This is a genomic window from Pseudoalteromonas sp. CO325X (genome assembly GCF_004208955.1).
Classification (GTDB): Bacteria; Pseudomonadota; Gammaproteobacteria; order Enterobacterales; family Alteromonadaceae; genus Pseudoalteromonas; species Pseudoalteromonas ruthenica.
In genome coordinates this window covers 349,951-372,384 of sequence record NZ_SGPG01000014.1, presented here as the reverse complement: position 1 = coordinate 372,384, position 22,434 = coordinate 349,951, and the positions used below count along the sequence as shown (strand labels likewise).

Below are 22,434 nucleotides of genomic sequence, written 5' to 3'. Positions count from 1 at the left end.
TGAGCATCTTGCATTACTAAAAAAGGAACACAACATGATTGGCTACGTCACTTTAGGTACAAATGATTTGCAAAAGGCTGCGGCTTTTTATGATGTTTTGTTGGGCCAACTTGGTGCAGCGCGGTTTATGGAGAATGAGCGCTTAATCGCTTGGTCGACTGGCCCTGTGGGCGCCGGGTTAGCGATAGTGAAGCCCTATGATGAGAGCCCAGCAAGCGCCGGTAATGGAACTATGGTGGCATTACAGGCCAGTTCCCCGGATTTGGTCGATAAGGTTTACCAAAAGGCGATTGCTCTTGGTGCTAAAGAAGAAGGAGAGCCCGGTGAGCGTGGTGATATCCCTGGCTTTTATGCTGGCTACTTTCGAGACTTAGATGGCAATAAGTTGAATGTATTTTATATGCCAAGCCCTGCTTAATAGGTAGGGAAATGTGAATCTTACTATAGGCGCCCAGGTGGGCGCTTTGTTGCGTGTATTTGTCCCCATATAGTTAACCCTGTGTTAAAAAATAACTGCATTTTATTGACGTTTTAACGACCATGTCATATGTTATGAAAGCGCTTACATAATTTGCGCTTTTTATTTGAGTACTTTTGAAAGCGCTTACAAAATGCTGGTTGACAATAAAAATACAATTAAATCAGTTAGATACTAATAACCAATTAATGTTGGGGTTCAACAAAATGAACAAAGCAGCAACACACACGACTCGGGCTTTGGCAGCGCTCTCATTAGCTGTACTGACTGGGTGTGGCGGCTCCGCCACTGAGACTGATGTCACCACCACAGAGGTTAGTGCACCTGCCTCCAACTGGGTCATGGTTTGGGAAGATGATTTCAGTGGTGAAAGCATCGACACCTCAAAGTGGAACTATGAAATCAATTGCGCCGGTGGCGGCAACAATGAAAAGCAATGCTATACCGATAGCAGCGATAACGCATACATCGAAGATGGCGTGCTCAATATTGTTGCTCTACCAGCATCAGAAGGGGCTGAGAAGCCTTACACGTCGGCACGATTAAACACCCGATACAAGGCCGATTTTACTTACGGGCGCTTTGAAGTTCGTGCCAAGTTGCCCTCAGGACAGGGCAGTTGGCCGGCGTTTTGGATGATGCCCACCGATGAAGTGTATGGTTCGTGGCCTAAGTCGGGAGAAATCGACGTCCTCGAAGCTGTTAACCTGAAAGTGCCCACCGATGAGGGGGTGGAGTCTAATATTCATGGTACTTTGCACTATGGACGCGATTGGCCAGACAATGCGTCCAGTGGCAAAGCATATGAGTTCCCTCAAGATGAGAACCCCGCAGATGACTTCCATACTTATGCCATCGAATGGCAAGAAGGCGAAATTCGCTGGTATGTAGATGACTACCTTTACGCTACTCAGCGTCGTTCTGAGGTGCTTTATAACAGCAAAAATGAAGCTGTGGGCTTAAAGCATCGCGGTTGGTTTGCAGAGTATTTTGAGCAGGGCAGTGGTGAGCTAGTCACGCATTGGGATAATGCCCCGTATGATCAAGATTTTTATATGATCCTCAACCTTGCTGTTGGCGGTGATTGGCCGGAAAACGTCAATCAGACGGGCATTGATGCCAGCGCTTTTGCCGAGGGACAAAAGTTTGAAATTGATTATGTGCGCGTTTATGAGTGTGCATCGAACCCTGATACAGGCAAAGGCTGCGAAACAATTCGCCCTGGTTATGATGACCCTGCAGATGCATTAGTTGAAGGTAAGGCACCTGTGCCTACACCGCCATCAACAGGCATCAATCCACTGACTATTTTTGCTGACCAATTTAATCCTAATTGGCCTGCTTGGGACTGCTGTGGCGGTTCAACGCCGAGCTTAGTACCTGTAGAAGGCAAAGGCAATGTGGTGGAGTTTGTTGTCGGCAGTGCACCCACGGTAAATGGTTTTACCAGCCGTAGCGAATTTATCACTGATCCCGAGGGCGAGGCGTCGCCTTATGATGCCTCCGGGATGCTCGACACTGGTTTTGTGCGTTTCGATATGCGCGTCACTTCGGCTCCGGCGAATCCAGATGCCACGTGGATGTTCAAAATTGAAAGCTTTGATGCTGGCTCCGCCGTTGAGCTCAACCTTAGCGCCAGCGCCGAAGGTGAAGCTCCTGTCGTAGGCCAATGGCAAACGTATACATTTCCAATCCAAGCGTTAGCTGATGCTGGCCTTGATGTGTCAGCAATTGATGTGGTGATGATCTTCCCTGCTTGGGGCACTGGAGAGGGCGCCGTTTATCAAGTCGATAACGTTGAGATAAACGCCGAATACCCGCAGTTAGACCTTTTCACTGATGGCCAAAATGTTGATTGGCCCATGTGGGATTGCTGCGGTGGCAGCACACCTATCGAAGTCATGGATGATGAAACCCATGGTTTGGTTGCTGAATTTGCGATTGGTGCTACACCTACCGTTATGGGCTTTAATACGCGCAGCGATGCAGGCGGCAGTGATAACCCCTTTGATGCCACGGCTATCGTTGAAGGTGGCGTGATGCAGTTTGATATGAAAGTGACATCAATGCCGAATACGCCAGATGCGCCTTGGTTGCTCAAGTTGGAGTCAAGCGGCGGAGCAACGGCCGCTGAAGTTGATTTAACAACAAGTGCTGAAGGTCACGCCCCACAAGCGGGTGAATGGCAAACTTATACCTTCCCGTTGACTGACCTAGCGAGCGCTGGGTTAGATTTAAGCGCCATTGATGTAGTAATGGTTTTCCCGGCATGGGGCAGCGGTGAAGGTGCGGTATACCGCATTGATAACGCCAAAATTTATTACCCTGAGAATGATGGGTTAACCTTATTCAAAGACGCGGCTGCTGAGCAGTGGAGTATTTGGGCTTGCTGTGGTGGCTCTGAGCCTGCTGTAGTGACTGACGACCAAGCTCATGGCGCAGTTGCTGAGTTTACAATCGGGGCGACGCCAACCGTGATGGGTTTCCTTGCAGATGAAAACGTGTCATTTGATGCCTCCGGCTTGCTCAGCGAGGGTGTGGTGCAGTTTGAAATGAAGATTACCAGCAATGCGGGTAACCCGGACGCTCAATGGTTATTCAAGATTGAGTCATTGGGTGCTGCAACCGCAGTGGAACTGCCGCTCAGCGCCAGTCAGGAAGGGGCAGAGCCTGTAGTGGGTGAATGGCAAACCTACACCTTCACATTACAACAGCTACTCAATGCTGGCTTGGATGTCAGTGCTATCAATGTGGTGATGGTATTCCCTTCTTGGGGCATGGGTGAAGGTGCTGTGTATCGCATCGATAACGCGGTCATAGCGAATCCTTAACACACTGAGTGCGGGTAGTACGCTGCCCGCAACCTATGGCAACAATTTGTATAAGCAGGCAATCATGAAACCTACAACATTTAAGAAATCATCGCTAGCTGTCTCAGTGTCGCTGAGCCTTGCCGCAGGCCTTGGTGTGGCCATGCCAACTTGGGCACAGACAGAACAAGACAATGCTGAAAAGAAAATAGAAGTTATTCAAGTTAAAGGGATCCGAGGCAGTTTGATTCGTTCCATGGATCTTAAACGTCAATCTTCCGGCGTTGTCGATGCAATCTCTGCAGAGGAAATGGGTAAGTTCCCAGATACTAACTTGGCTGAGTCATTGCAGCGCATAACCGGGGTGTCGGTAAGTCGGGCTAACGGCGAGGGTAGCCAAATTACCGTACGTGGTTTTGGCCCTGAGTTTAACCTTATCACCCTTAATGGCCGACAAATGCCAGGAACAGGTTACACGCGTTCGTACAACCTGGAAAACATCGCCTCAGAGGGTGTGAACACCTTAGAAGTTTTTAAAACCGCGCGTGCAGATGTCCCCAGCGGTGGCTTAGGCGCGACGGTTAACATTGTTACTTCGCGACCCTTCCAACGCCCTGGGCAGCACTTTACCGTAACCGGCAAGGCTATTCACGATACCTCTAATGAACAAGGGGATGACGTCACTCCAGAGTTTTCTGCGGTGTACAGCAACACCTTTGATGATGATATGTTCGGTGTTGGCTTTACCTTCTCGCATCAGGAACGTGACTTTCAAAAACAACAAGCAAACATTCAAGGTTGGCAAGCGAACGTAGATTTACCGTCGCTTGATGACGGCAGTGTGATTGATCCCCGTCCTTTAGACGCTGATGGCAACCGGGTGGGTAATCATTTCTTTCCTAAAGATATGAACTACAGTATTGAAGACTTAGAGCGCGAGCGCACCAACGGGCAGGTCACGCTTCAGTACGCGCCTATCGATGATATTGTGGTGACGCTGGATTATACGGCGAGCCGGGCTATTACTGGCTCTAACAGCATTGGTTGGGGAATTTGGAACGAGTTTGGTGGCAATATTAACGGCTACGAGCTTGATGAAAATGGCACCGCACTCTTCGCTGACATTAGTGGTAATGATGCGTCGTTTACCGCCAACCGTTCAACCACCGAAGTCACCGCACGTTCTGTGGGCCTCAACGTCGATTGGCAAATCAACGATCAATGGCAGGTTGCTGTTGATTATCATGATTCTAATAACGAAACTGACAATGGTGCCGATGACGGGCTAGGCAGCGCCGGGCAAGTGATCTTGGGCTCCGATCAGCTTATTAATAAAATTTATGATTACCGAGAAGGGGACATCCCTCATGCCTTGGTAAACTGGAAAAATGGCACCACTACGTTAGCCCCGAGTGAAATTGATTCTAACTTTAGTCAGTTCATCTACTCACCGGGTGAATCGGATATCAAACAGGCGCAATTGCATAGCGAATGGTACAACGACAGCTTTGATATTCCACTGATCCGCGTGCAATTCGGTGGCTCGCACACTGAGCAAACCATGAGTGGTTTCACGGCGTGGAGCGGTCTGCGCGGCGGCCCTGGTTTCAATCCGGCGTTCCCCGAGATTTTCCCTGATAATATGTTCACCTACCATGAAACCGGCGATCTCCTTGATCAATTTGCTGGAGGTGGTAGTGACTTACAACCGGGTTATTACTACACCTACGACTTTGATGAGGCCATTGCTCGCCAGTTGGCTTACCTTACTGAAGATGTAGTAGGTGACAATGTATATTCTATCGATCCTTTCTTTGATGGTATTGATAGTCAGAATACCGTTGAAGAGCAAACGCAAAGCCTCTACTTGCAAACGCAGTGGGAGTTCGACGTCGCCAATTACTACGTGCAAGTGAATGCCGGTTTACGTTATGAGCAAACCGATGTAACTAGCATTGTACGCCAGCGTGTAGAGCAACAAGTGAATTGGGAAAGTGCGTCAGAGTGGATTATGCAATACGCCGAAGGCGGCACGAACAACTTCCTGACTCAAGAGGGTGACTACGACATCCTACTGCCGATGATTGATGCTAAGGTGGATTTGACCGACGATTTGGTTGCACGGGTATCATGGGGTAAAACCATGTCACGTGCACCTTTGGGTAATTTGGCCGGCGGCCGTAGTTTAACGGGCAGCCCTAAGCCAGGCTCGCGAACCGGTGCCCAAGGTAACCCCAATCTATTGCCATTTGAGTCCACTAATTTGGACTTATCGCTAGAGTATTACTACAGCGAAGGCAGCTACGCGTCACTGGGTTATTTCAAAAAAGACGTGGATAACTTTATCCAAACAACCATCACTGAAACCACCATAGACGGTTTGCACGATATTCTTGATGGTCCTCGTTACCGAGAGGCCGTGGCTGCGATTGAAGGGCGTGGTGAGCAGGCGACCAGCGATGCAATCTATAATGAAATGCTGGCACTAGGCTATGGTAATGGCGAAGGTAAAATTGAGCCAAGCAGTGATGATCCGCTTATTGTTTGGAACATCAGCCAGCCGCAGAATACCGACAGCAAAGCGGTAGACGGATTTGAAGTAGCGGTGCAGCACTTGTTCGGGGAATCTGGCTTTGGTGTGGGTGTAAACGCAACTTTTGTTGACGGCGATGTCGAGTTTGATAGTGAAAGCTTGGTGCAACAAGCTCCACTTACTGGCTTGAGCGACTCTGCAAACTTCCAGGCGTTCTATGAAAAAGATGGCTTATCGGTGAAGATCACTTATGCATGGCGTGACTCGTATCTGATTGGTGTGGGCCAAGACCAGGGCTCCTCAGATGCGCCGCCGCAGTATAGCGACACATATGGGCAATGGGATATAAGCGTTAATTACGACATTGATGAGCACATTACCGTGTTTGCCGAAGGTGTGAATCTCAATAATGAAACGGAGCGTGGTTACGGCCGATATGAAGAGCAGTTCTTATTTGCACGTCAATATGGACCGCGCTACACCTTGGGTGCGCGCTATAGCTTTTAGCCATTAATTTTAGCTCCACGACAGGGTTTATCCCTAGAACCAACCTAGCCGCTCACCGAGCGGCTTTTTTTATTTATATACAGTAACCACTTGAGCTTATGTCACTGAGTAGAAGGGGGCTTTGATGTAGCACCGCGTCAAGTACCTAAACGGACAACTGGCTATTTTTAACTGTTTTGTTTAATATTGCCCCAATTAGCGCCTAATTTCATGGTCGTATAGGTGCCTTAGGAATACTTTTAACAAGGATGAACTCATGACAACCATGCGTATTTCCCAATCTGTCGGCATCAACGGTGTCAATAATCCCAATGACATTAAAGCGGTACAGCAAGCATTAAACGCTCTACTGAGACTCATTGCGCCCACTCAGCGATTAGTCGTTGATGGTCGTTTAGGAAGCCGTCCTGAACAGTCGAAAACCGTTGCTGCGATAAACCTATTTCAACAAAAAGTGGTGGGGATGGTTCGTCCCGATGGCAAAGTGGATGTAAATGGGCGTACCCATCGCAAAGTAAATGAAAAGCTCTCTCAAGCGAGCGCCAGCGCGCAGACACCGGTTTCTGGAGCCTTGAAAGTGTCGCTTTATAGTAATATTGAGCGTTATGAGGGCCGCGTAGAGCACATGTATTTGGATACCAAAGGCTTTGCGACCGTTGGTGTGGCCACCTACTGAGTAACGTAGATGAAGCCAAGAAATTACCTTTTATTGTCAATGCCACCGGGCAGCCGGCTACTGCCGCGCAAATAGAGTCTGAATATCAGTTAATTAAAAGCAAGCCTTTCGGAAAGCGTATGCGAGCAGGTAAGTTTAAACCTTTTACTAAATTATACTTATCACAAAGCACTATGGACGCGCAGGTAGAGAAGCATATTCGGCAGTTTGAATCGGAGCTAAAAAGAATATACGGGGCCGATAAGTTCGCGGCCTTCCCAGACAATGTCAAATTGGCGCTATTCGATATGATTTTTAACCTGGGTATGACCAAGCTCAAAGATACTTTTCCTAACTTTAACCGCTATATTAACGCGGGTGACTATAGAAATGCCGCGCTGGAGTCGTCTCGTAAAGACATCTCCGAAGAGCGCAATATCTATGTTCGTAACTTATTGGCTAATCCACAATGAATAAATTAAACCTTATAGTAATGACCGCTCTTTTTGGTTCACTGAGTGCGTGTGCAACGACAAGCAATACCGTTATAGAGCCTCATTATACTTTCGACAATAAAGCCCGAAGCTTCTTTGATAAACGCATTGAGCTGAAAAATAGCTCAGAGGTTGCCGCACTTCACAACAAACAGTGGTATTACCAAGATACCCTCAATAAAGAGGGGGACTCTATAGAGGTATCGAATTGCTTAGAGCTCAAAGAGGCTTTAGCGGAAGGCTTCAAGGCAGATACATACTCTTATCAAGAGGCGGTAATAGCAACCAAACATATCTGTGATACCTGGCAGGCGATGGCGAAACTAGAAGCCTCTCACAGCAGTTGGATCAACTTTACCCACGGTAAAGAAGTGGCCGAAGAATTACCTGCCGAATTCACTCTCGCTATCTCAAATTATACAGTTGAGCAGGTGGCGCAGTCTGAGCACTGGAGTGATGTGACCACAATTAAAAAAGTCGAGCCTGTGAATGAAGATCAAGCGGTGTATTACGATACCGATGGCAGTATTCAGCGTCTGACGCTCATGGCCCAAGGCGATTACAATGGCGATGGCATCGAAGATGCTATTTTTTATATGGAAAATGGCGTCGATGGTGGTAGTTATTCTAGTGTGAAGGCTTATGTCGTAACGCGCTTGGAACAAGGGGCGCCGATAACGCTGTTGGCTCAGTGGTAATTAGGTCGTCTATGGCACATTCATAATGACTAGAAGCACTTTTTTATTATCTGGGGCCATGCTGCTCTCTGTTTCAGCCTGCGCAAATACAGAGCAATCAAGTATTGCTCCAAGTTATAGCGAAACCAATAAAACTGAGGGGCGTTTTGTCGATCCCGTGTCACTAGATAGCCGAGCGGATGTGGAAGCGCTAGCAGGTGGTAAGTGGTTTTTTAGTTATCCGCTAATAAATGATTCTGGCAAGAGCACAGAAATTGCAAGCTGTGAGCAATTAAAGCAAGCCCAGGCTCAAGGTTTCAAGGGCGAAGACTTTTCAATGCAAGGCGCTATTAAAGCGCTCGAGCTAATTTGCAACACCTGGCAGGCGATGGCGAAATTAGAAGCCTCTCACACGAGTTGGATCAACTTTACTCATGGTAAAGAAGTGGTCAAGGAATTACCTGCCGAATTCGCCCTCGCTATCTCTAATGATACGGTTGAGCGGGTGGCGCAGTCCGAGCACTGGAGTGATGTGACCACAATCAAAAAAGTTGAGCCTGCGAGTGAGGACCAAGCGGTGTATTACGATACCGATGGCAGTATTCAGCGTTTAACGCTCATGGCCCAAGGCGACTATAATGGCGATGGCATCGAAGATGCTATTTTCTATATGGAAAATGGCGTTGATGGCGGCAGCTATTCCAGTGTGAACACCTATATTGTGACTCGCTTGCAGCAAGGGGCACCGATAACGCTGCTGGCGAAGTGGTAATAGGTAAGGAGCAGCTTAGCTGCTCCCACAATGTTGCTCCCACACCATGGCACAGCTAATGGAACACTTTGCCACTAATCAAGGTGTCATCAATCACCAAAAACTGCCCATGCCATTTTTCTGTAGTGACATAAGCGGTATCCCACTCTAGATTAGCATTGCCCATGGCTTCAAGCTTGGCATAAGGGTCTCCTTGGCCAAGGCCAGCAAACTGCCACTTTGAAAATGTATCGAAGAGCTCGTTTTTGCCGTAGATGCCTGCCCTGCGGGCGGAGAAGTCTTCCATGAGTTTAATATGGTCCACTTGCTCTGCAGTAGACATCACAATTTTTTGCCGACAAGGGGTAAAAAAAGCACGCTTATTATCGGCATCGACTAGTTGAATTAGGCTGTTTCCATAGGTGCTAATATACTCGTCAATGGTCATGGCGTGTTGGTAGCAAGGAGACGTTTGCACCTTGCTAAAGTCGGTGAAGGGCTTGCCTACACTAAACCCAGCTAACTTCTGCGCCGTTTCATCAAGGTCGCTAACTTGTTGTAGTGTTAAAAATTTGGGGTCGCTATAAGCCGAGTCAATGAGTGCTGCCTGCTGGCCATCAAGGGTTGCTGTAGAAGCAAACTGTGCTCCATTTAAGGAGAATGTAAAGTCTTCGGCAACAATTTCCAACTGGTTAGCTAACGAAATAGGCAACAAAGCTTGGTTGTATTGATAACCCACTAACTTACCTTGGTGAAAACTAAAAACATGATTGCGACCAATAAAAGCCAGTAACTTTGTGTCATTTATCGGCCATAACATAGTAAAACGGCCCAGTTTTTCGAGTACTTGAGCGAATTCATCACCCATTTTAAAAGTAAATATAGAATCCTCGGTGAGAATTAAAGTCGGTGTTAACTGCTGAAGCTGTTTTAGGGGGGCGGCTGGTAATGTGAATGAAGTTTCTATATCAAGGTCGTTGCTCGTATATTTGAAAACTGTTGATGATAAATAATCAATATTCTCTTTCGTTATTTTAAATCTATCACCGTAGCATTCAGTGACTGATGCGATTTGCGCAATTGCATCAATATTGGATGAGTTGGGATCACGTTTAAAGCTGACAGCCGTTTCCATGATACCCGCATCGGTATTGTCGGCGATATCTTGCAGTTTATGCAGCAGCTTTTCTTTAGTCTGTGTAATTAGCTCATCGTCACTGAATGACCCCATAAGGGCTCGATATGTTACTTGTACAGATTGCGCCGAACGCTCGTCAACATGGCACTCACTGGCTCTGGAGTACACGCTGTGTGAGTATGAAGAGCATGAATATACAACAGCTAATGCCAATAAGTACTTAACCATAACGGCAATCCCTTTTTATCAAAGTCAGTAATGTCTATCTTTTACACAGTGATAATTAAAGTCAATATATCTAGTATTTTTCAGATTTGAATTAGTATCAATAATTAATCATCTTATTGATACTGCAATGGAAATTAAAATAAATTTAATGTAGCGTTCCTTTTGTAGGAACTTTATAAGGATATAGAAATGTACAAAGGACTTGCTTTGTTTTGCCCATTATTTTGTTTAACGCTATCGGGGTGTGGAGGAAGCGACAGTAACAAGGATGCGACACCCGTTGTAGAGAACACCTCGCAATCGGCCAAGGCTCATGTTGCTACGGTCACTCAGGCTCAGCGAGGACAACGAATACAGCTTGATGCGACCCAAAGTGTGATCCCTCGTGGCGGCAGTTTTTCTTGGCAATGGCACAGTGTGCCTGAAGATGGCGCAGTTGAACTCACTGACAAAGAGACGTTGAAGCCTACCTTTATACCCACTGTCGCGGGGACTTATCAGCTCAAGCTGGTGATAGACGCTGGCGACAATAATAGCAGTGAAGTGCTAACCACCATTACTGTCGCTGACAGTAGCAATAATACTGCGCCGGTGGCGCGCTTTGAATTGGCGCAAACACATTTTGGTAAGAATGAAACTATTCATTTAGATGCTTCAGCAAGCTTCGATGCGGATAACGATACGCTAAATTATGAGTGGCAAGCACAGCCTCATAATAGCTCTGCCGAGTTTCAACTTAGTGCCCATACCGGCGTTCAGGCATTATTTAAGGCTCAATCAGCGGGTAAGTATACCATTCGCTTAACTGTTGATGACGGTGAGTTACAGCACAGCACCGAAGGCACAGTTACTGTTCAAGAACAATCCTTAGAGCCGGTGATTTCGGCCCCTAGCAGCGTAAAGGTGGGCAACGAAATTAAACTCAGCGCAGCAAATAGCAAGCTGTACGAAGGGGTGGGAATTACTTGGCAGTTAAAGAGTAAACCCCAAGGTAGCAGCGCCGAACTCTCTACTCACGATGCTGTTGAAACGCTTTTTACCGCAGATGCCGCCGGTACTTATTTAGTACAACTAAGGCTTACGGCAAGCACTGGAGAATATGTTGTGGCAACCCAAGAGATCACCGCAACAGCTAACAATGGCGCGCCCTTTGTGCGCCTATTAAACACTCCAAGCTCAAGCAAAACCTATCAGCAAGTGACGCTCGATGGCTCAGCAACTACAGACCCTGATGGCGATACCTTAGACTTTTTATGGCAAATAGAAGCACCAGAAGGCGCCGCATACAGTCTTGAAAATGAAACCAGCGCCAAAGCCACCTTTTTAGCGCAAGACCCAGGCGATTACAAAATAACGCTGCAGGCGTCTGATGGGGCTTTAACGAGCCAAAAGTCATTGATCCATCGTGTCACATCGTCTAATAGTGCGCCTAGTGCTCAAATCGAGCTATCATCGGGCCAAGTGAAGCTTTATAAAACAGCCTCTTTTATCGCCAAAGGCCAAGATCCAGATGGTGATGTACTCACTTACCAGTGGCAGTTGATAAATAAACCAGCACAAAGTGAGGCGCAGCTTAGCAATTTAGAAAACAATGAGGTAAGCCTCACATTCGATAAGGCAGGTACCTATACGCTGAGCGTAACGGCCTCTGATGGTGAACTCTCGAGCGAGCCTCATGTTATGTCGGTACAGGTTAAAGCGGGCACCAATCGCCAGCCCTATATTCTTGGCATGCAGGTCTTGGATGAGCTAAAAGCGGATCAGCCCATTCGCTTGGTGGTTAACGCAGGCGATCCTGATGGCGACCCGCTGACTTACGAATGGCGAGTCGAGCCGCCAACAAATGCCACTGCTACCTTCTCATCGACAAGCACAGCACAGACCACGATAACGGTCAGTGATCCAGGTTGGTATTTAGTTGAGGTTTATGCCGATGATGGCATAGTGCGTACGCCCTATCCGCATGCCAAGGTGCTGATAGTCGAGTAGGCAAAGAAAAGGCGGGAATTCCCGCCTTTTTTAAGTTAATCGCCCATAAACTTCATCGCCTGCAACAAGTTACTGTAATCATCGCGCCACACAAAGGGTGTGGTTGTACTTGGCCAAGGAGATTGGCTAGAGCGCAGCGATGCCAAACGCTCAGCGCTGCGGCTAAGCACGACCCAGCGCACATCGTGACCATGGCGCTGTTGCGATTTGCTTTCGTTGTAAACAATGGCTAATTCAAAATGCTCAGCCAAGCCGCGCATCAAAGGTGTTAAATCCAAATGGGTATTGGAAATATGCACCGCCAGCATGCCGTTATCCTTGAGATGACTAAGATACAGGTCGGTGGCCTCTTGTGTTAGCAAATGCATGGGGATGGCATCGCCGCTAAAGGCATCCAGCACCAGTGCATCAAAACGCTGCGCGGGTTGCTGAGATAAGGTCACGCGACCATCACCTAAGTGATAATGCTGCTGCGCAGCTGAAGCGTTTAAGTAACTAAATTGGCTTTTAGCCGTTGCCAGTACATTGGGGTTAAGCTCGTAGAAATGGTAGTGATCGCCTGGCTTGCCATAAGCAGCCAACGTCCCCGCTCCCAAGCCGATAAAACCGACTTTGGCGTTTGCCGAGAGCTCTGAGAGCATTTGCCCAACCAAGGTTTGCTGTCGGTAGTAACTCTGTGGCTCGCCTTGTCCTGGGCCGCTCAACACTTCCACACCGTGGGTGGTGGTGCCATCAATCAGGCGTCGTTCAACGCGGTTGTCGATATTAACTTCAGTCACGGTTAATAAGCCGTAAAAGTTGCGCAAACGGGTAATATCATTACTTTTAAACTGACTGTCTAGCCATAGAAATAACAGCGCAGAGATGGCCACGCCAACAACAGCACTGCCGGCTAACCATGGCGATCTTTGGTGCTGCTTATCAAGTAGCACGGCGACAGCAAACAGCATCAAGGCCATGGCAATGGCTAATGGGTATTCGTAATACAAGGTGAATACGAGGGGCGCAACAAAGGTGATGGCCGCCGTGCCCAAGGCCCCACCTAGGGCCATTAACAAGTAAAACTGAGTGAGATAATCTGTGTTAGGTTTGGCTTTAACCAGCTCACCATGGCACACCATGCAAGCGGCAAACAGCACTAAGGAATACAGGACTACTTGGCTGACAATATCGAACTGGCTGCCAATGAAAAACAAAAAGCAGGCGATAAGCGCGCACACCGAAAGAGCCGCCAACCAAAATACCCGATGGTAAAGCTTGGTTGAGTGGAAACATAAAACAAAGGTCAGCAAATACAACGCCAGCGGTAAAAGCCATAAAAACGGCACCGGGGCGACATTTTGCGTAATGGCGTTGGTGCTGGCAGTGAGTATCATCACCCCACAGCCGCTCAGGGCTAACCATAGTAACCATTTGTGATGAAGCCCGCCACGAAACGCACTTTGCTCGGTAGTACCTAAACGCTTCGCCAAATTGTAAAAGCGTGCCATATAACCGTAAAAAACGACGCCAAATGCCACAAATAACCCACTCCAGAGCCACGATTGATAGCCTAAAGCGAACCAAGGCTCAATAGCAAATGGGTAAGAAAGTAGGGCTAAAAACGAGCCAATATTAGAGTAGCTATAGAGTTTATAGGCATGCTCGTTATCGACCTTTGCCTGCCAGCTTTGCATCAATGGGGCCGTTGCGGCGAGGGCAAAGTAGGGTAAGCCTACAGCAATACTTAGTTGCAATAACACCTGCCAAGCTGGGTGAGCACCCGGGGCGGCTAAGGCTTGGGTGCCAATAGGTAATGCTAGAGCTCCTACGAGCAGCAGCAAGCCGTGGACAATAAACTGATTCTTTAACTTAAAGCGGCTTGAGAGTAGGTGCGCATAGCCGTAACTGGCCAATAAAAAGGCTTGAAAAAACAACAGGCAAGCGGTCCATACTTGGGTGCCGCCGCCAAAGCTGGGTAACAGCATTTTGGCCATGATCGGCTGGACTTGAAACAGTAAAAAAGCACTGAGAAATACAAGAATAATTGCAAGCATAGGGGGTGAATGAGTACGTGAGCGAAAAAACGCCCGCTAATGTACCATGTTTAACCATAATGGGGAAAAGGAGCTGTACAGTCGCTCATGTTGCTCTTACTTTGGCCTATACTCAAGCAGGATGTCACAATCACAACAGGGAAACGCTATGAAATATATACTGTTACTCGCTGCATTGATGTTTACTCACAGCGGTTTAGGTGCCCAAGCTAAGTTATTGGAGAGTTTATCCAAAGCACGCGTTATTGAGCTCAATCATGTGTGGGATCACAACTCCCCGCTTTTGAGTTTTAATCCCCCTTATGCGTTGGCGCTGATGGATAATCATCAAGATACCCAAGGGATGATCCCCGAGCTCTCTTTTGCCGCCGACATTATGTATTTTAGCGGCCAGCATGGCGCGCCCAACCTTGATGCCATTGGCCATATTGGCCACAATGGCCAGGCCTATGGTGGCATCAGCACCGATGATATCGATGGCGCTCGGGGCCTTAAGGAACTTGGCATTGAGCAATATCCTCGCGAGCGCTTACTTAATCGTGCCGCGTTACTTGATGTGGCGCGTTTTAAAGGGGTGTCACACTTACCTGGCGGATACGAAATTACCGTAAAGGATTTGCAGGATACAGCCAAAGCACAACAGGTTCGCATTAAAGCTGGGATGTCGGTGTTGATCCGCACCGGTTTTGGCCAGTTTTTTAATACTGACAATGCAACTTACCTCGGACCTCGCCCGGGCCCAGGGCAGAGTGCGGCACAGTGGCTAGCACAGCAACACGTATTCTTAGCAGGCGCTGATCAACTGAGTTTCGAGGTGGTGCCTGAGAGTGGAACGCGTTTTCCCGCACACCGCATTTTACTCGCACAACATGGTATTTATATTGTTGAAAACCTTAACCTAGAAGCGCTCAGTGAGGCGCTTGCAAAGGGCAAAAGCAATGAGTTTATGTTGGTGCTAAACCCGCCTCGTGTTCGTGGAGCTACGGGAATGGCGGTGAACGCTTTTGCTATTTTGCCTTAGGTAAACATATTTGCGCTAACGCCCCACCTTGAGAATGGTTGGTAAGTGTTAACTCACCGCCTTGAGCTCTAATTATCTCTCTGCTCAATACTAATCCAATGCCAGTGCCTTGGGTTTTGGTGGAGTAAAATGGCACAAATAGGTTATCGGGATTATCTATGCCAGGGCCATTATCATACAGCTTGAGCGCGTAGTTTGGCTCCGGCGAGCTCGCTTTTTAGCAAGGTGAGATTACCTTGGGCAGTGAGTTGCTCGCTTTGCTGGGCAAGCTTTAATGCCTCAAAGTTGGCTCGTTGTTGTGCTAAAGCAAAACGGGCTCGATTTAATTGCTGCTCCAAGCTCGGGTTGCTAAGGCGTAAAATAACATCGTCTTTGGTGACGCGCGCCGGGGCGTAATACCACCTGCTCAACTTGGGCTTGGTGGTTGGCGGTTAAAAACCGTGTGTATTTAGAGCGCAGTTCGTCATACCCCGATACGTGCGTATTGAGGGGGCCTTGCTGCACGGTGGCAAGCGTCAGGGCATTGGGATCAATACTTTGGCAGCGCCACGAAAAGCCGATACTTGCCGTTATGATGATCAGAACAGCCAAGGCTGCGCCATAGATTAATGGCCGGCGCGAGGAGGTTTTGTTTTTCGCTAAGCTGTGCTTGATGCCCATAGATGACAACAGGTTAATGAATACGATACCTAGCCTTTAGCGAAATCTGTGTCAGATTCTAAAGTTATGAAATATATAAATATTTTATATATATATGGCACTGGTTTTTCCCATCAGTGGGAGAGCGCAATAGTAAAAGTGGGAATAAAATGTGTTAAATTAGCGTTGTACGTCAGCTACGCTCGCATGAGCTTGGACGAGCGGATAAGCTGTCATTAAATAGGAAGTTACTACTTCATTAATCGAGCCCAATTCTTTTTGCTAATTATACACCTGCAATTCGTGGGAGTTGATATAAATGCTGCTTGGCTGCTACTGTAAACCCCCTTTTACGTTATCTGGTGACGAAGAAGGGAGATTCGCTGAGCAAGTAGCCGTCGCATACTGCTCAGAGCTTAAATAGTATATATCTCCTTATTGATAGTTCTATAGCGCTGATACCTTCACTGGTCAGCTCTTCCTAAATCTGCTAACAAGGGTGGTAGAACAAACATGAGACTGATTGCGGTAAGTAAACAACTCGGTTGGTAGGCAGGAAGTTTTACGAGTAAACGGAAACGTGAAATTTACTCTTCAACGGGTATCTAAGTGTTTATGAGTTACAAGGAGTTCTTGGTCGAACTAAGATCCTGATTCATGCAGGTAATCACCATGAAAACATCGAGGGCTGTTTAATGCCTGGCAAATCATGGGGAGTTCAAGCTGAAAAACACTATTATGTAGGTAATAGTAGAAAAGCACTGAGTGAGATCTTTTCTGCAATTTCACAGTCAGAGCAAATAAACGTTATTATCACTAATGAGTTCGATAGGTAGGAATTGCAATGAGGAAAATTATTTTTTTAGTGTTTTCAATTTTTTCTTTATCAGCTCATGCAACATCATTGAAAAATGAAAATAATCTTTCGTGGCTACTAAACAACTACGACAAGGTTGAAGAAACAGTATCCAGAGATAAGTCTTATGAGCTTATTCCTGTTACAAATACTTTAGTTGAGATTTGGTACCACAGAGATGGAGCAACAACAGCTGAAGTATCAATTCCAATAATAATGGCTCTTATCCATCACCCTGATATTATGCTGCCTATGTTGGCTGACAATCCCGACTCATTTGATCGCTGGCTTTCTCAGTTTAATGGGATTGTATTCATGGATTTCTCAGGTGAGAGCTTTGATGAATTAACTTCATTAAAAGTGCAATTAGCTGAGTCAATGTCCTCTTTTTCACAGAGAAGCGAACACCAGCTTAAGCCATTTGTCAATAAACTAATTAAACAGCTCGAAGTAACCGAAGTCAGAACAGTTAATTAGTGCTTAATCAAATCAGGGAGCTAGAGTGTGGAGTGATACTATTACTCAACATACGGGCTCCTTAGGACTGTTGATAAACTACAAAAAATCAGTTGTTTTCTATTTACTCTTCAGGTTTCTTTATCAGAATAGTACTAACTCGGGGTCAAAAAAGACGGTTGACCTGTTCAGCCGCAGCAAACCATTTAACGCTATTGGGCCTTGTCCAATAAAATAGTTAAAAAGAACACTCAGGCTGCATCGGCAGCCAGTTCATTCCAAAGAAGAAAGCCCCCCCAATTTGCCCGTTCACATCATTAGAGTAATATCATTTTCAGTATATAAATGAAGAGGTTTTTTGGGCGATTTCAACGCTGAGCGCTCTTGGTGCCTTATAAATTGAAAGCCTTAGCGGCAGTTGTGCTGTTTTAAAGAAGAAAAAGGAGCCAATGCTCCTTTTTTGTGTAATACCTAGTTTAATAACAGCTCATGCAATACTTTGAGCTCATTGGCATTTAATAAAGAGAGCCACAGCTCACTATTGAAGCTCAAGTTATACCATTTCTGGTTCCAACCGCCATGGCACCCGTAAGGAATCAGCTTGATGTTGGTGCGATCAAAGTCCAAGCACTTACTGGTTGAGGCGTTTTTAATAACCCAAGGGTTGGTTGCATTAAATAGCCACTGTTGGGCGGTATTGCTGGTTGAGCATGATGTTAGATTGACACCACTACCCACCTGCTCGGCGCATAGCCAAGGCGTGGCGACTGGATGCAGGCGACCTAAATCGTCAAAGACCCATTGCGTGCGTTGGCCTTGATTATCGTCAGTGCGGGCAACTAACTGCACATTGCTTCCTGCGTTACCATCGTGACTAAAAAAGTAGTTATTACCCTGTACCTCACTGCCTGATAATGTCAGGTCACTGCTATCGCTCAACCCTTCGGCTAACAAGTGCGTCAGCACGCGTTGTTTAAAGGTCGGTGCGTCTAACCCTTGAGCTTGGGCATGGGCAATGAGTGCGCGCAGGCCTTGCACCGCTGCTTCCAAGTTATGAATACGCGTTAACTTGGCACGGCTAGACTCACTCAAATTAGGTAATAGCTCCGTTAGTTCATAGCTTGCCACTTTATAGGCAACACTGGCAGGTAAGAAGCTGGCATCCTCGCTTAGCGCCTGTAGCTCGGCCTCGATTTCTTCGAAATCGCGATCTTTCAATTGCTTAAAGCCGTGTTCTTGACCAACTTGGGCAACGACCGGTAATTCAGGAATAAGCCCGTTGAACTGAGTGCGGGTGAGTTCTACATCAGTGCCATCTCTGCGGCAAGTGAGCACCGCTTGGGTGGGCTTAAATTGCGCTTCTAAATTAAAGTGCAACTGGTTGATGGAATTACTCGCATGGCGTGTTGCTGATACTTTGATCTGCCGCTGCTCACCGGCCGCATTACTGACACTCACCCAGCATTGATCGTCGCTAGCACTCAAGTCGGGCGCTGGTAAATCGTATATATTCCCGTAATTGCCATGAAACACTGGGTAGATGAGAGCGTTATTGCCATCGGGATCGTATCCCCCAAGAATCGTCGCCACCGGGACTCCTACTTTTACAGGCGCTGGATGTGAGGAAATGTGCTGTGTGTAAGCACCGCTGTCAGTATCCCACTTTTTATAGCCAGACTCGTAGCTAGCATCCGGTACAGGGAAGCCAGCGACATTATTTTGAATAATACGAGCCGTAAATCCGGTGTAATAGGTATACACAGAGAAAGGCGAATTCTCCCACCCGCCAGACATGGCGTCTTTATGAAAGCCAAAGGTATTATCGCTATTAATAGCCGTGATATTGGCACGCATACGTTTGCGATGAGCTATCCATCCCCAGCCACTGTCACTGTGGTGCACAGCCCAGCGTCCATCGGTGGTCAGTCCTTGCCCAGGGTAGTGGCCCAAGCCATAAGCGTGGCCCCATTCATGGCTGGCCTCATTGCCCCATGAGGAAACAAGAGTGCCAATTCCGTTACCGCCACTTAAGCCGTGTTTGATACGTCCGTTAGTGTATTGCCCCCATGCGTGATGGTTGGTGATTTGCTTGAACACATGGCTGTAGCGTTGGTTCATACTGTTGCTGGTATAGCCATAATCGGCCATATTTATGCCCACGCTGACTTGAGATTTTGCGACATCGCCACGCATATCACCGGAGTAAATGCCGCCCTCAACAGCACTCGACACATCACGCTCTTTGTCGTAAATGGTCCCATCGCGAATGATCACTTTATCCAGTTCTTGGCCATCGTAGCTAGCGAGCACGAGACTGGAGATAGGCAGCGTTTGAAAATAGTCGGTGGCAGCAGAAACAGGATCGCGCAGTGTCCAATGACCATTGCTTTCATCGTAGTATGTCAGCATCCCCAAGCGAATACTTTTAAATACCATGTGCGAAGCATCGGCGATATCAATACTGTCCGCGCTCAGAGTGCCTGAAGCTTGCCCGGAGGAGAACTCAATAGAGAGTCCATTTCTAACATGCTGCCAAGGTAAAATTGCCCACCAAGCATTAGTGGAGTAGGCGACACCGTCACCGCCTTGAAAATCAGCGCGAGGCAAGGTGTTGGGGTGATTCAAATCAAGGTCTAAAACGGCTTGACCATCTAAGGCTATTTTGGCACTGACACCGTCAATGTTTTTGCCATCATGTGGTAAAAAAAGTATCAACGCCTCACGCTGAGCAACCACACTCGGCATGTACCGAGACAGTGTTTCATCACTGCTGTTGCGCTGATAATTATTGTTAGGTGCGACTGCATGTGACTGCACAAATTGAATTTCTGCTGCCAGCTCACCACTTAGATCATCCCGAAGCTGGCGAGGCTGGTAACTGTAATCGCGAGCATAGAAATCGATAACATCGCGGCTTAGGTAGGTATTGTGATCTTCAATTGCTATCTCGCCGCTAAACAGCCATTGCTGCTCGTCAGAAGCCACTTTTACTTTGATGTTAAACACCCCAGGGTGGGTTGGTTTGCCCGTCACCGTGTGATGTTGGGGGTCATAGCTTAGCCAAGAGGGGATGTTTAGCACTTCATAGCTGTAGTCGCCACTGGGTAGTGCGTAGTTTACCTGTGCGTAATACGCCGCTGTCCTAATGCCCGAAGGTAAGTTTAAGGGTTTGTTGATTGTATCGGCTTTCGCTTTTACCTGCAGCTCACCGCGATACAGATAAACTTTGCCATCGCCGGTGACGCGAATCGCAACAGGGCTATTGCCCGCACTTAATGGCACACCAGATAAAACCTGCGTTTGCGCATTAAAATTAAGCCATCCCGGCGCTTGCTCAAGCTCATAGCTGTACTGCGCTGATGGCAGTTGAAAATCAACGGTATGACTGTAAGCTTGCCCTTCATCAGCCATGGGTAGAGCAAGCGGTTTGTTAAGCACTGTGGTTGTTCCAGAGACATCTACTTCCCCGTATAGACGCCATGCCTGTAGGCCATTGCTGGCGTAGATAACCACATCTTGACTGCTACTATTGCTAACAACCCCAGACAGACGCAACGAGGCGGGATCGAATGATGCCCAAGAAGGCAGTGTTTTTGCTGTATAAGTGTAATCACCCTCAGGCAAAGAAGCTGAAATGGTATGCTCATAATCTGCTCCCACCGAGGCAGAGGGCAAAGTCAGTGCCACCGACTGAGCTTCAGTCACTTGAATTACACCCTTGAACGAGAAGGTCTGTTCATTTTGATACGCATTAAGGGCAAATACAAAAACGCCCGCAGAGGTCGGCGTGCCGGACAAGCGCTGTTCTGAGGTGTTAAATTGCAACCATTGCGGCTTGCTCGTGACCTGGTAGTCATAGTTTCCTGCAGGTAACGCAAGATCCAAGAGGTGTGAGTAAGGTTCATTTTTGATGCCGTTAGCAAGGGTAATGATGGTGGCTGCGTTATCGCCATGAGGTTGAATCGGGATAACCCCTGAGAGACGCCAAATATGGGCGTGGTCGATGGCATCGATAACAACGTTATACAGGCCTTCATTGCGCGGAACGCCTTTGAGAGTGTGTGTTTGCTCAGAAAAAGATAGCCAATTTGGTAGCGTCTCGGCACTAAATGTATAGTCGCTTTGGGGTAAATCAAAGGTCAGCTGTTGCTCATAAGTCGCGCCGATTAAACCACTGGCAAACGCCATTGGCTTAGCGATTAGAGTGCGCACTGGCAAGGTCGATTCAAATCGCCACGTAGCCTGAGTGCCCTCTGCGACAATCACGAATTGAGCTAGTTCGTTGCTAGTAGCCGTGCCACTGAGCGTAAGTGTTTGCGAATCGAAACTTAACCAGTCAGGCAATTGCTCTGCACTATAAGTGTATTGCCCCTCGGGTAAATCTAAAGTGAGCTGATAGGAATACGGCTCATTAGTCATGGCTCCTGCCAAATTCAAAGTCTCAGTGTTAACAGGCTGAGCAGCTTGCACTTGTAGATAACCACTGAAGCGCCAACGGTTGTCATCGGCACTCACATTTATCACTACCTGTTCTTTGCTAGCGGCTTGTGGCGTGCCCGAGAGCACCTTAGTGGCCTCGTTAAACGTGGCCCAGCTGGGCAGGGATTCCACTTCATATTGATACACAGCGCCAGGTAATTGGAAGGCGATTTTTTGCGTATATTGGACCCCGACTTGGGCGTCATTGAGGCGCAATGATTTTTCTATTACTGCCGTATTATTACCGCCTTGCTCGGTATTTTCCTCTGGCGGAGGAGTTGGTTCTGCGCTGGGCTCACTATCGCCACTGCCACCGCCACAGCCCGCAAGTGTTATTAAAGCAAGGACAAAGAATGTTGTTTTAATTGTTATGTTCACAACTTAATCCAATTCAAAGTTCCAAAAAAAGGAAATGTATTGAATAGAGTTATGACTCTATAGTCAAAAGGTTTTACCTTTTTTGCAATAAACCAATACTAAAGTATATGCTTAATAAGCAGTTATTTTACAACTACTTACTACTTTTTGGTTGAAAAAAGGGCAGCGCTGATTCGTTAACAAGTGGTGAGTTGCTGAGCGTTTTATAGTGAAGTGAGCGTGTATAGGTAACAAAGTGTTTACTTTGCCATTAAAGAAAGGCGCTGAATAAAGTAAGTGTCAAAGGCGGGCTGGGTTGCCCGCACTGGG

16 protein-coding genes are annotated in these 22,434 nt (G+C 47.3%); 10 read left to right on the top strand and 6 right to left on the bottom strand.

Translation table 11 applies throughout. The features are described from left to right. Positions 1-34 precede the first annotated feature (34 nt). The 7 genes from EXT46_RS07020 to EXT46_RS06995 all read left to right on the top strand — a co-directional run bounded on the left by EXT46_RS07020 (position 35) and on the right by EXT46_RS06995 (position 8,926). Positions 35-418 (top strand): VOC family protein, encoded by a 384-nt coding sequence (locus EXT46_RS07020; protein WP_130146240.1) that lies wholly within the window; start codon positions 35-37, stop codon positions 416-418. 266 nt (positions 419-684) lie between these two features. Further along, positions 685-3,309: a glycoside hydrolase family 16 protein gene (locus tag EXT46_RS07015; protein ID WP_130146238.1), complete on the top strand. Its 2,625-nt coding sequence runs from the start codon at positions 685-687 to the stop codon at positions 3,307-3,309. A gap of 64 nt (positions 3,310-3,373) precedes the next feature. Continuing rightward, on the top strand, positions 3,374-6,328 hold the full coding sequence (locus EXT46_RS07010; RefSeq protein WP_130146236.1) for a TonB-dependent receptor: 2,955 nt from the start codon (positions 3,374-3,376) through the stop codon (positions 6,326-6,328). Between the two features lie 256 nt (positions 6,329-6,584). Beyond that, positions 6,585-7,004, top strand: a complete 420-nt coding sequence (locus EXT46_RS19005) for a hypothetical protein (protein ID WP_240701097.1) — start codon at positions 6,585-6,587, stop codon at positions 7,002-7,004. A 119-nt stretch (positions 7,005-7,123) separates the two neighbouring features. Next, positions 7,124-7,456: a hypothetical protein gene (locus tag EXT46_RS19000; protein ID WP_240701096.1), complete on the top strand. Its 333-nt coding sequence runs from the start codon at positions 7,124-7,126 to the stop codon at positions 7,454-7,456. Next, on the top strand, positions 7,453-8,175 hold the full coding sequence (locus EXT46_RS07000; protein ID WP_130146234.1) for a hypothetical protein: 723 nt from the start codon (positions 7,453-7,455) through the stop codon (positions 8,173-8,175). Before EXT46_RS19000 ends, EXT46_RS07000 begins: the two co-directional genes overlap by 4 nt. A 25-nt stretch (positions 8,176-8,200) precedes the next feature. Further along, positions 8,201-8,926, top strand: coding sequence for a hypothetical protein (locus tag EXT46_RS06995; RefSeq protein ID WP_130146232.1), 726 nt, complete (start codon positions 8,201-8,203; stop codon positions 8,924-8,926). 55 nt (positions 8,927-8,981) lie between these two features. Here EXT46_RS06995 and EXT46_RS06990 read toward each other — a convergent pair whose 3' ends face one another. Next, positions 8,982-10,271: a hypothetical protein gene (locus tag EXT46_RS06990; protein WP_130146230.1), complete on the bottom strand. Its 1,290-nt coding sequence runs from the start codon at positions 10,269-10,271 to the stop codon at positions 8,982-8,984. Between the two features lie 189 nt (positions 10,272-10,460). On the opposite strand from EXT46_RS06990, the gene EXT46_RS06985 reads away from it, so the two are divergent. Next, positions 10,461-12,260, top strand: a complete 1,800-nt coding sequence (locus EXT46_RS06985; protein WP_130146228.1) for a PKD domain-containing protein — start codon at positions 10,461-10,463, stop codon at positions 12,258-12,260. A 35-nt stretch (positions 12,261-12,295) separates the two neighbouring features. Here EXT46_RS06985 and EXT46_RS06980 read toward each other — a convergent pair whose 3' ends face one another. Further along, entirely contained in the window at positions 12,296-14,296 is a 2,001-nt protein-coding gene (locus EXT46_RS06980; RefSeq protein WP_130146226.1) for a fused MFS/spermidine synthase, read from the bottom strand. A gap of 148 nt (positions 14,297-14,444) precedes the next feature. On the opposite strand from EXT46_RS06980, the gene EXT46_RS06975 reads away from it, so the two are divergent. Next, positions 14,445-15,317 (top strand): cyclase family protein, encoded by an 873-nt coding sequence (locus EXT46_RS06975; protein WP_165381076.1) that lies wholly within the window; start codon positions 14,445-14,447, stop codon positions 15,315-15,317. On the opposite strand, the gene EXT46_RS06970 is transcribed toward EXT46_RS06975, so the two are convergent. From EXT46_RS06970 to EXT46_RS06965, 3 genes are read right to left on the bottom strand one after another with little or no spacing between them, the layout of a single operon-like run. Next, positions 15,304-15,453 carry an ATP-binding protein gene (locus tag EXT46_RS06970; RefSeq protein WP_240701095.1) on the bottom strand — a complete coding sequence of 50 codons (150 nt, stop codon included), beginning with the start codon at positions 15,451-15,453 and terminating at the stop codon, positions 15,304-15,306. The two genes, EXT46_RS06975 and EXT46_RS06970, sit on opposite strands and share 14 nt — an antisense overlap. A gap of 37 nt (positions 15,454-15,490) precedes the next feature. Then, entirely contained in the window at positions 15,491-15,655 is a 165-nt protein-coding gene (locus EXT46_RS18860) for a hypothetical protein (protein ID WP_165381075.1), read from the bottom strand. Positions 15,656-15,665: 10 nt separating this feature from the next. Then, positions 15,666-15,977 (bottom strand): hypothetical protein, encoded by a 312-nt coding sequence (locus tag EXT46_RS06965; protein ID WP_130146222.1) that lies wholly within the window; start codon positions 15,975-15,977, stop codon positions 15,666-15,668. A gap of 823 nt (positions 15,978-16,800) precedes the next feature. Here EXT46_RS06965 and EXT46_RS06960 point away from each other — a divergent pair. Then, positions 16,801-17,289 carry a hypothetical protein gene (locus EXT46_RS06960; RefSeq protein WP_130146220.1) on the top strand — a complete coding sequence of 163 codons (489 nt, stop codon included), beginning with the start codon at positions 16,801-16,803 and terminating at the stop codon, positions 17,287-17,289. 450 nt (positions 17,290-17,739) lie between these two features. Here EXT46_RS06960 and EXT46_RS06955 read toward each other — a convergent pair whose 3' ends face one another. Continuing rightward, the gene (locus EXT46_RS06955) at positions 17,740-22,125 is read right to left on the bottom strand and encodes a putative Ig domain-containing protein (RefSeq protein WP_130146218.1); all 4,386 of its coding nucleotides are present in this window, start codon (positions 22,123-22,125) and stop codon (positions 17,740-17,742) included. Positions 22,126-22,434 lie beyond the last annotated feature (309 nt).

Coding starts and splice junctions, on each gene's coding strand:
- EXT46_RS06975 (WP_165381076.1), top strand. CDS start 14,445: ATGAAATATATACTGTTACTCGCTGCATTGATGTTTACTCACAGCGGT.
- EXT46_RS06995 (WP_130146232.1), top strand. CDS start 8,201: ATGACTAGAAGCACTTTTTTATTATCTGGGGCCATGCTGCTCTCTGTT.
- EXT46_RS19005 (WP_240701097.1), top strand. CDS start 6,585: ATGACAACCATGCGTATTTCCCAATCTGTCGGCATCAACGGTGTCAAT.
- EXT46_RS06980 (WP_130146226.1), bottom strand. CDS start 14,296: ATGCTTGCAATTATTCTTGTATTTCTCAGTGCTTTTTTACTGTTTCAA.
- EXT46_RS07015 (WP_130146238.1), top strand. CDS start 685: ATGAACAAAGCAGCAACACACACGACTCGGGCTTTGGCAGCGCTCTCA.
- EXT46_RS07020 (WP_130146240.1), top strand. CDS start 35: ATGATTGGCTACGTCACTTTAGGTACAAATGATTTGCAAAAGGCTGCG.
- EXT46_RS07000 (WP_130146234.1), top strand. CDS start 7,453: ATGAATAAATTAAACCTTATAGTAATGACCGCTCTTTTTGGTTCACTG.
- EXT46_RS06965 (WP_130146222.1), bottom strand. CDS start 15,977: ATGGGCATCAAGCACAGCTTAGCGAAAAACAAAACCTCCTCGCGCCGG.
- EXT46_RS06960 (WP_130146220.1), top strand. CDS start 16,801: ATGAGGAAAATTATTTTTTTAGTGTTTTCAATTTTTTCTTTATCAGCT.
- EXT46_RS07010 (WP_130146236.1), top strand. CDS start 3,374: ATGAAACCTACAACATTTAAGAAATCATCGCTAGCTGTCTCAGTGTCG.
- EXT46_RS06985 (WP_130146228.1), top strand. CDS start 10,461: ATGTACAAAGGACTTGCTTTGTTTTGCCCATTATTTTGTTTAACGCTA.
- EXT46_RS06990 (WP_130146230.1), bottom strand. CDS start 10,271: ATGGTTAAGTACTTATTGGCATTAGCTGTTGTATATTCATGCTCTTCA.
- EXT46_RS19000 (WP_240701096.1), top strand. CDS start 7,124: ATGCGAGCAGGTAAGTTTAAACCTTTTACTAAATTATACTTATCACAA.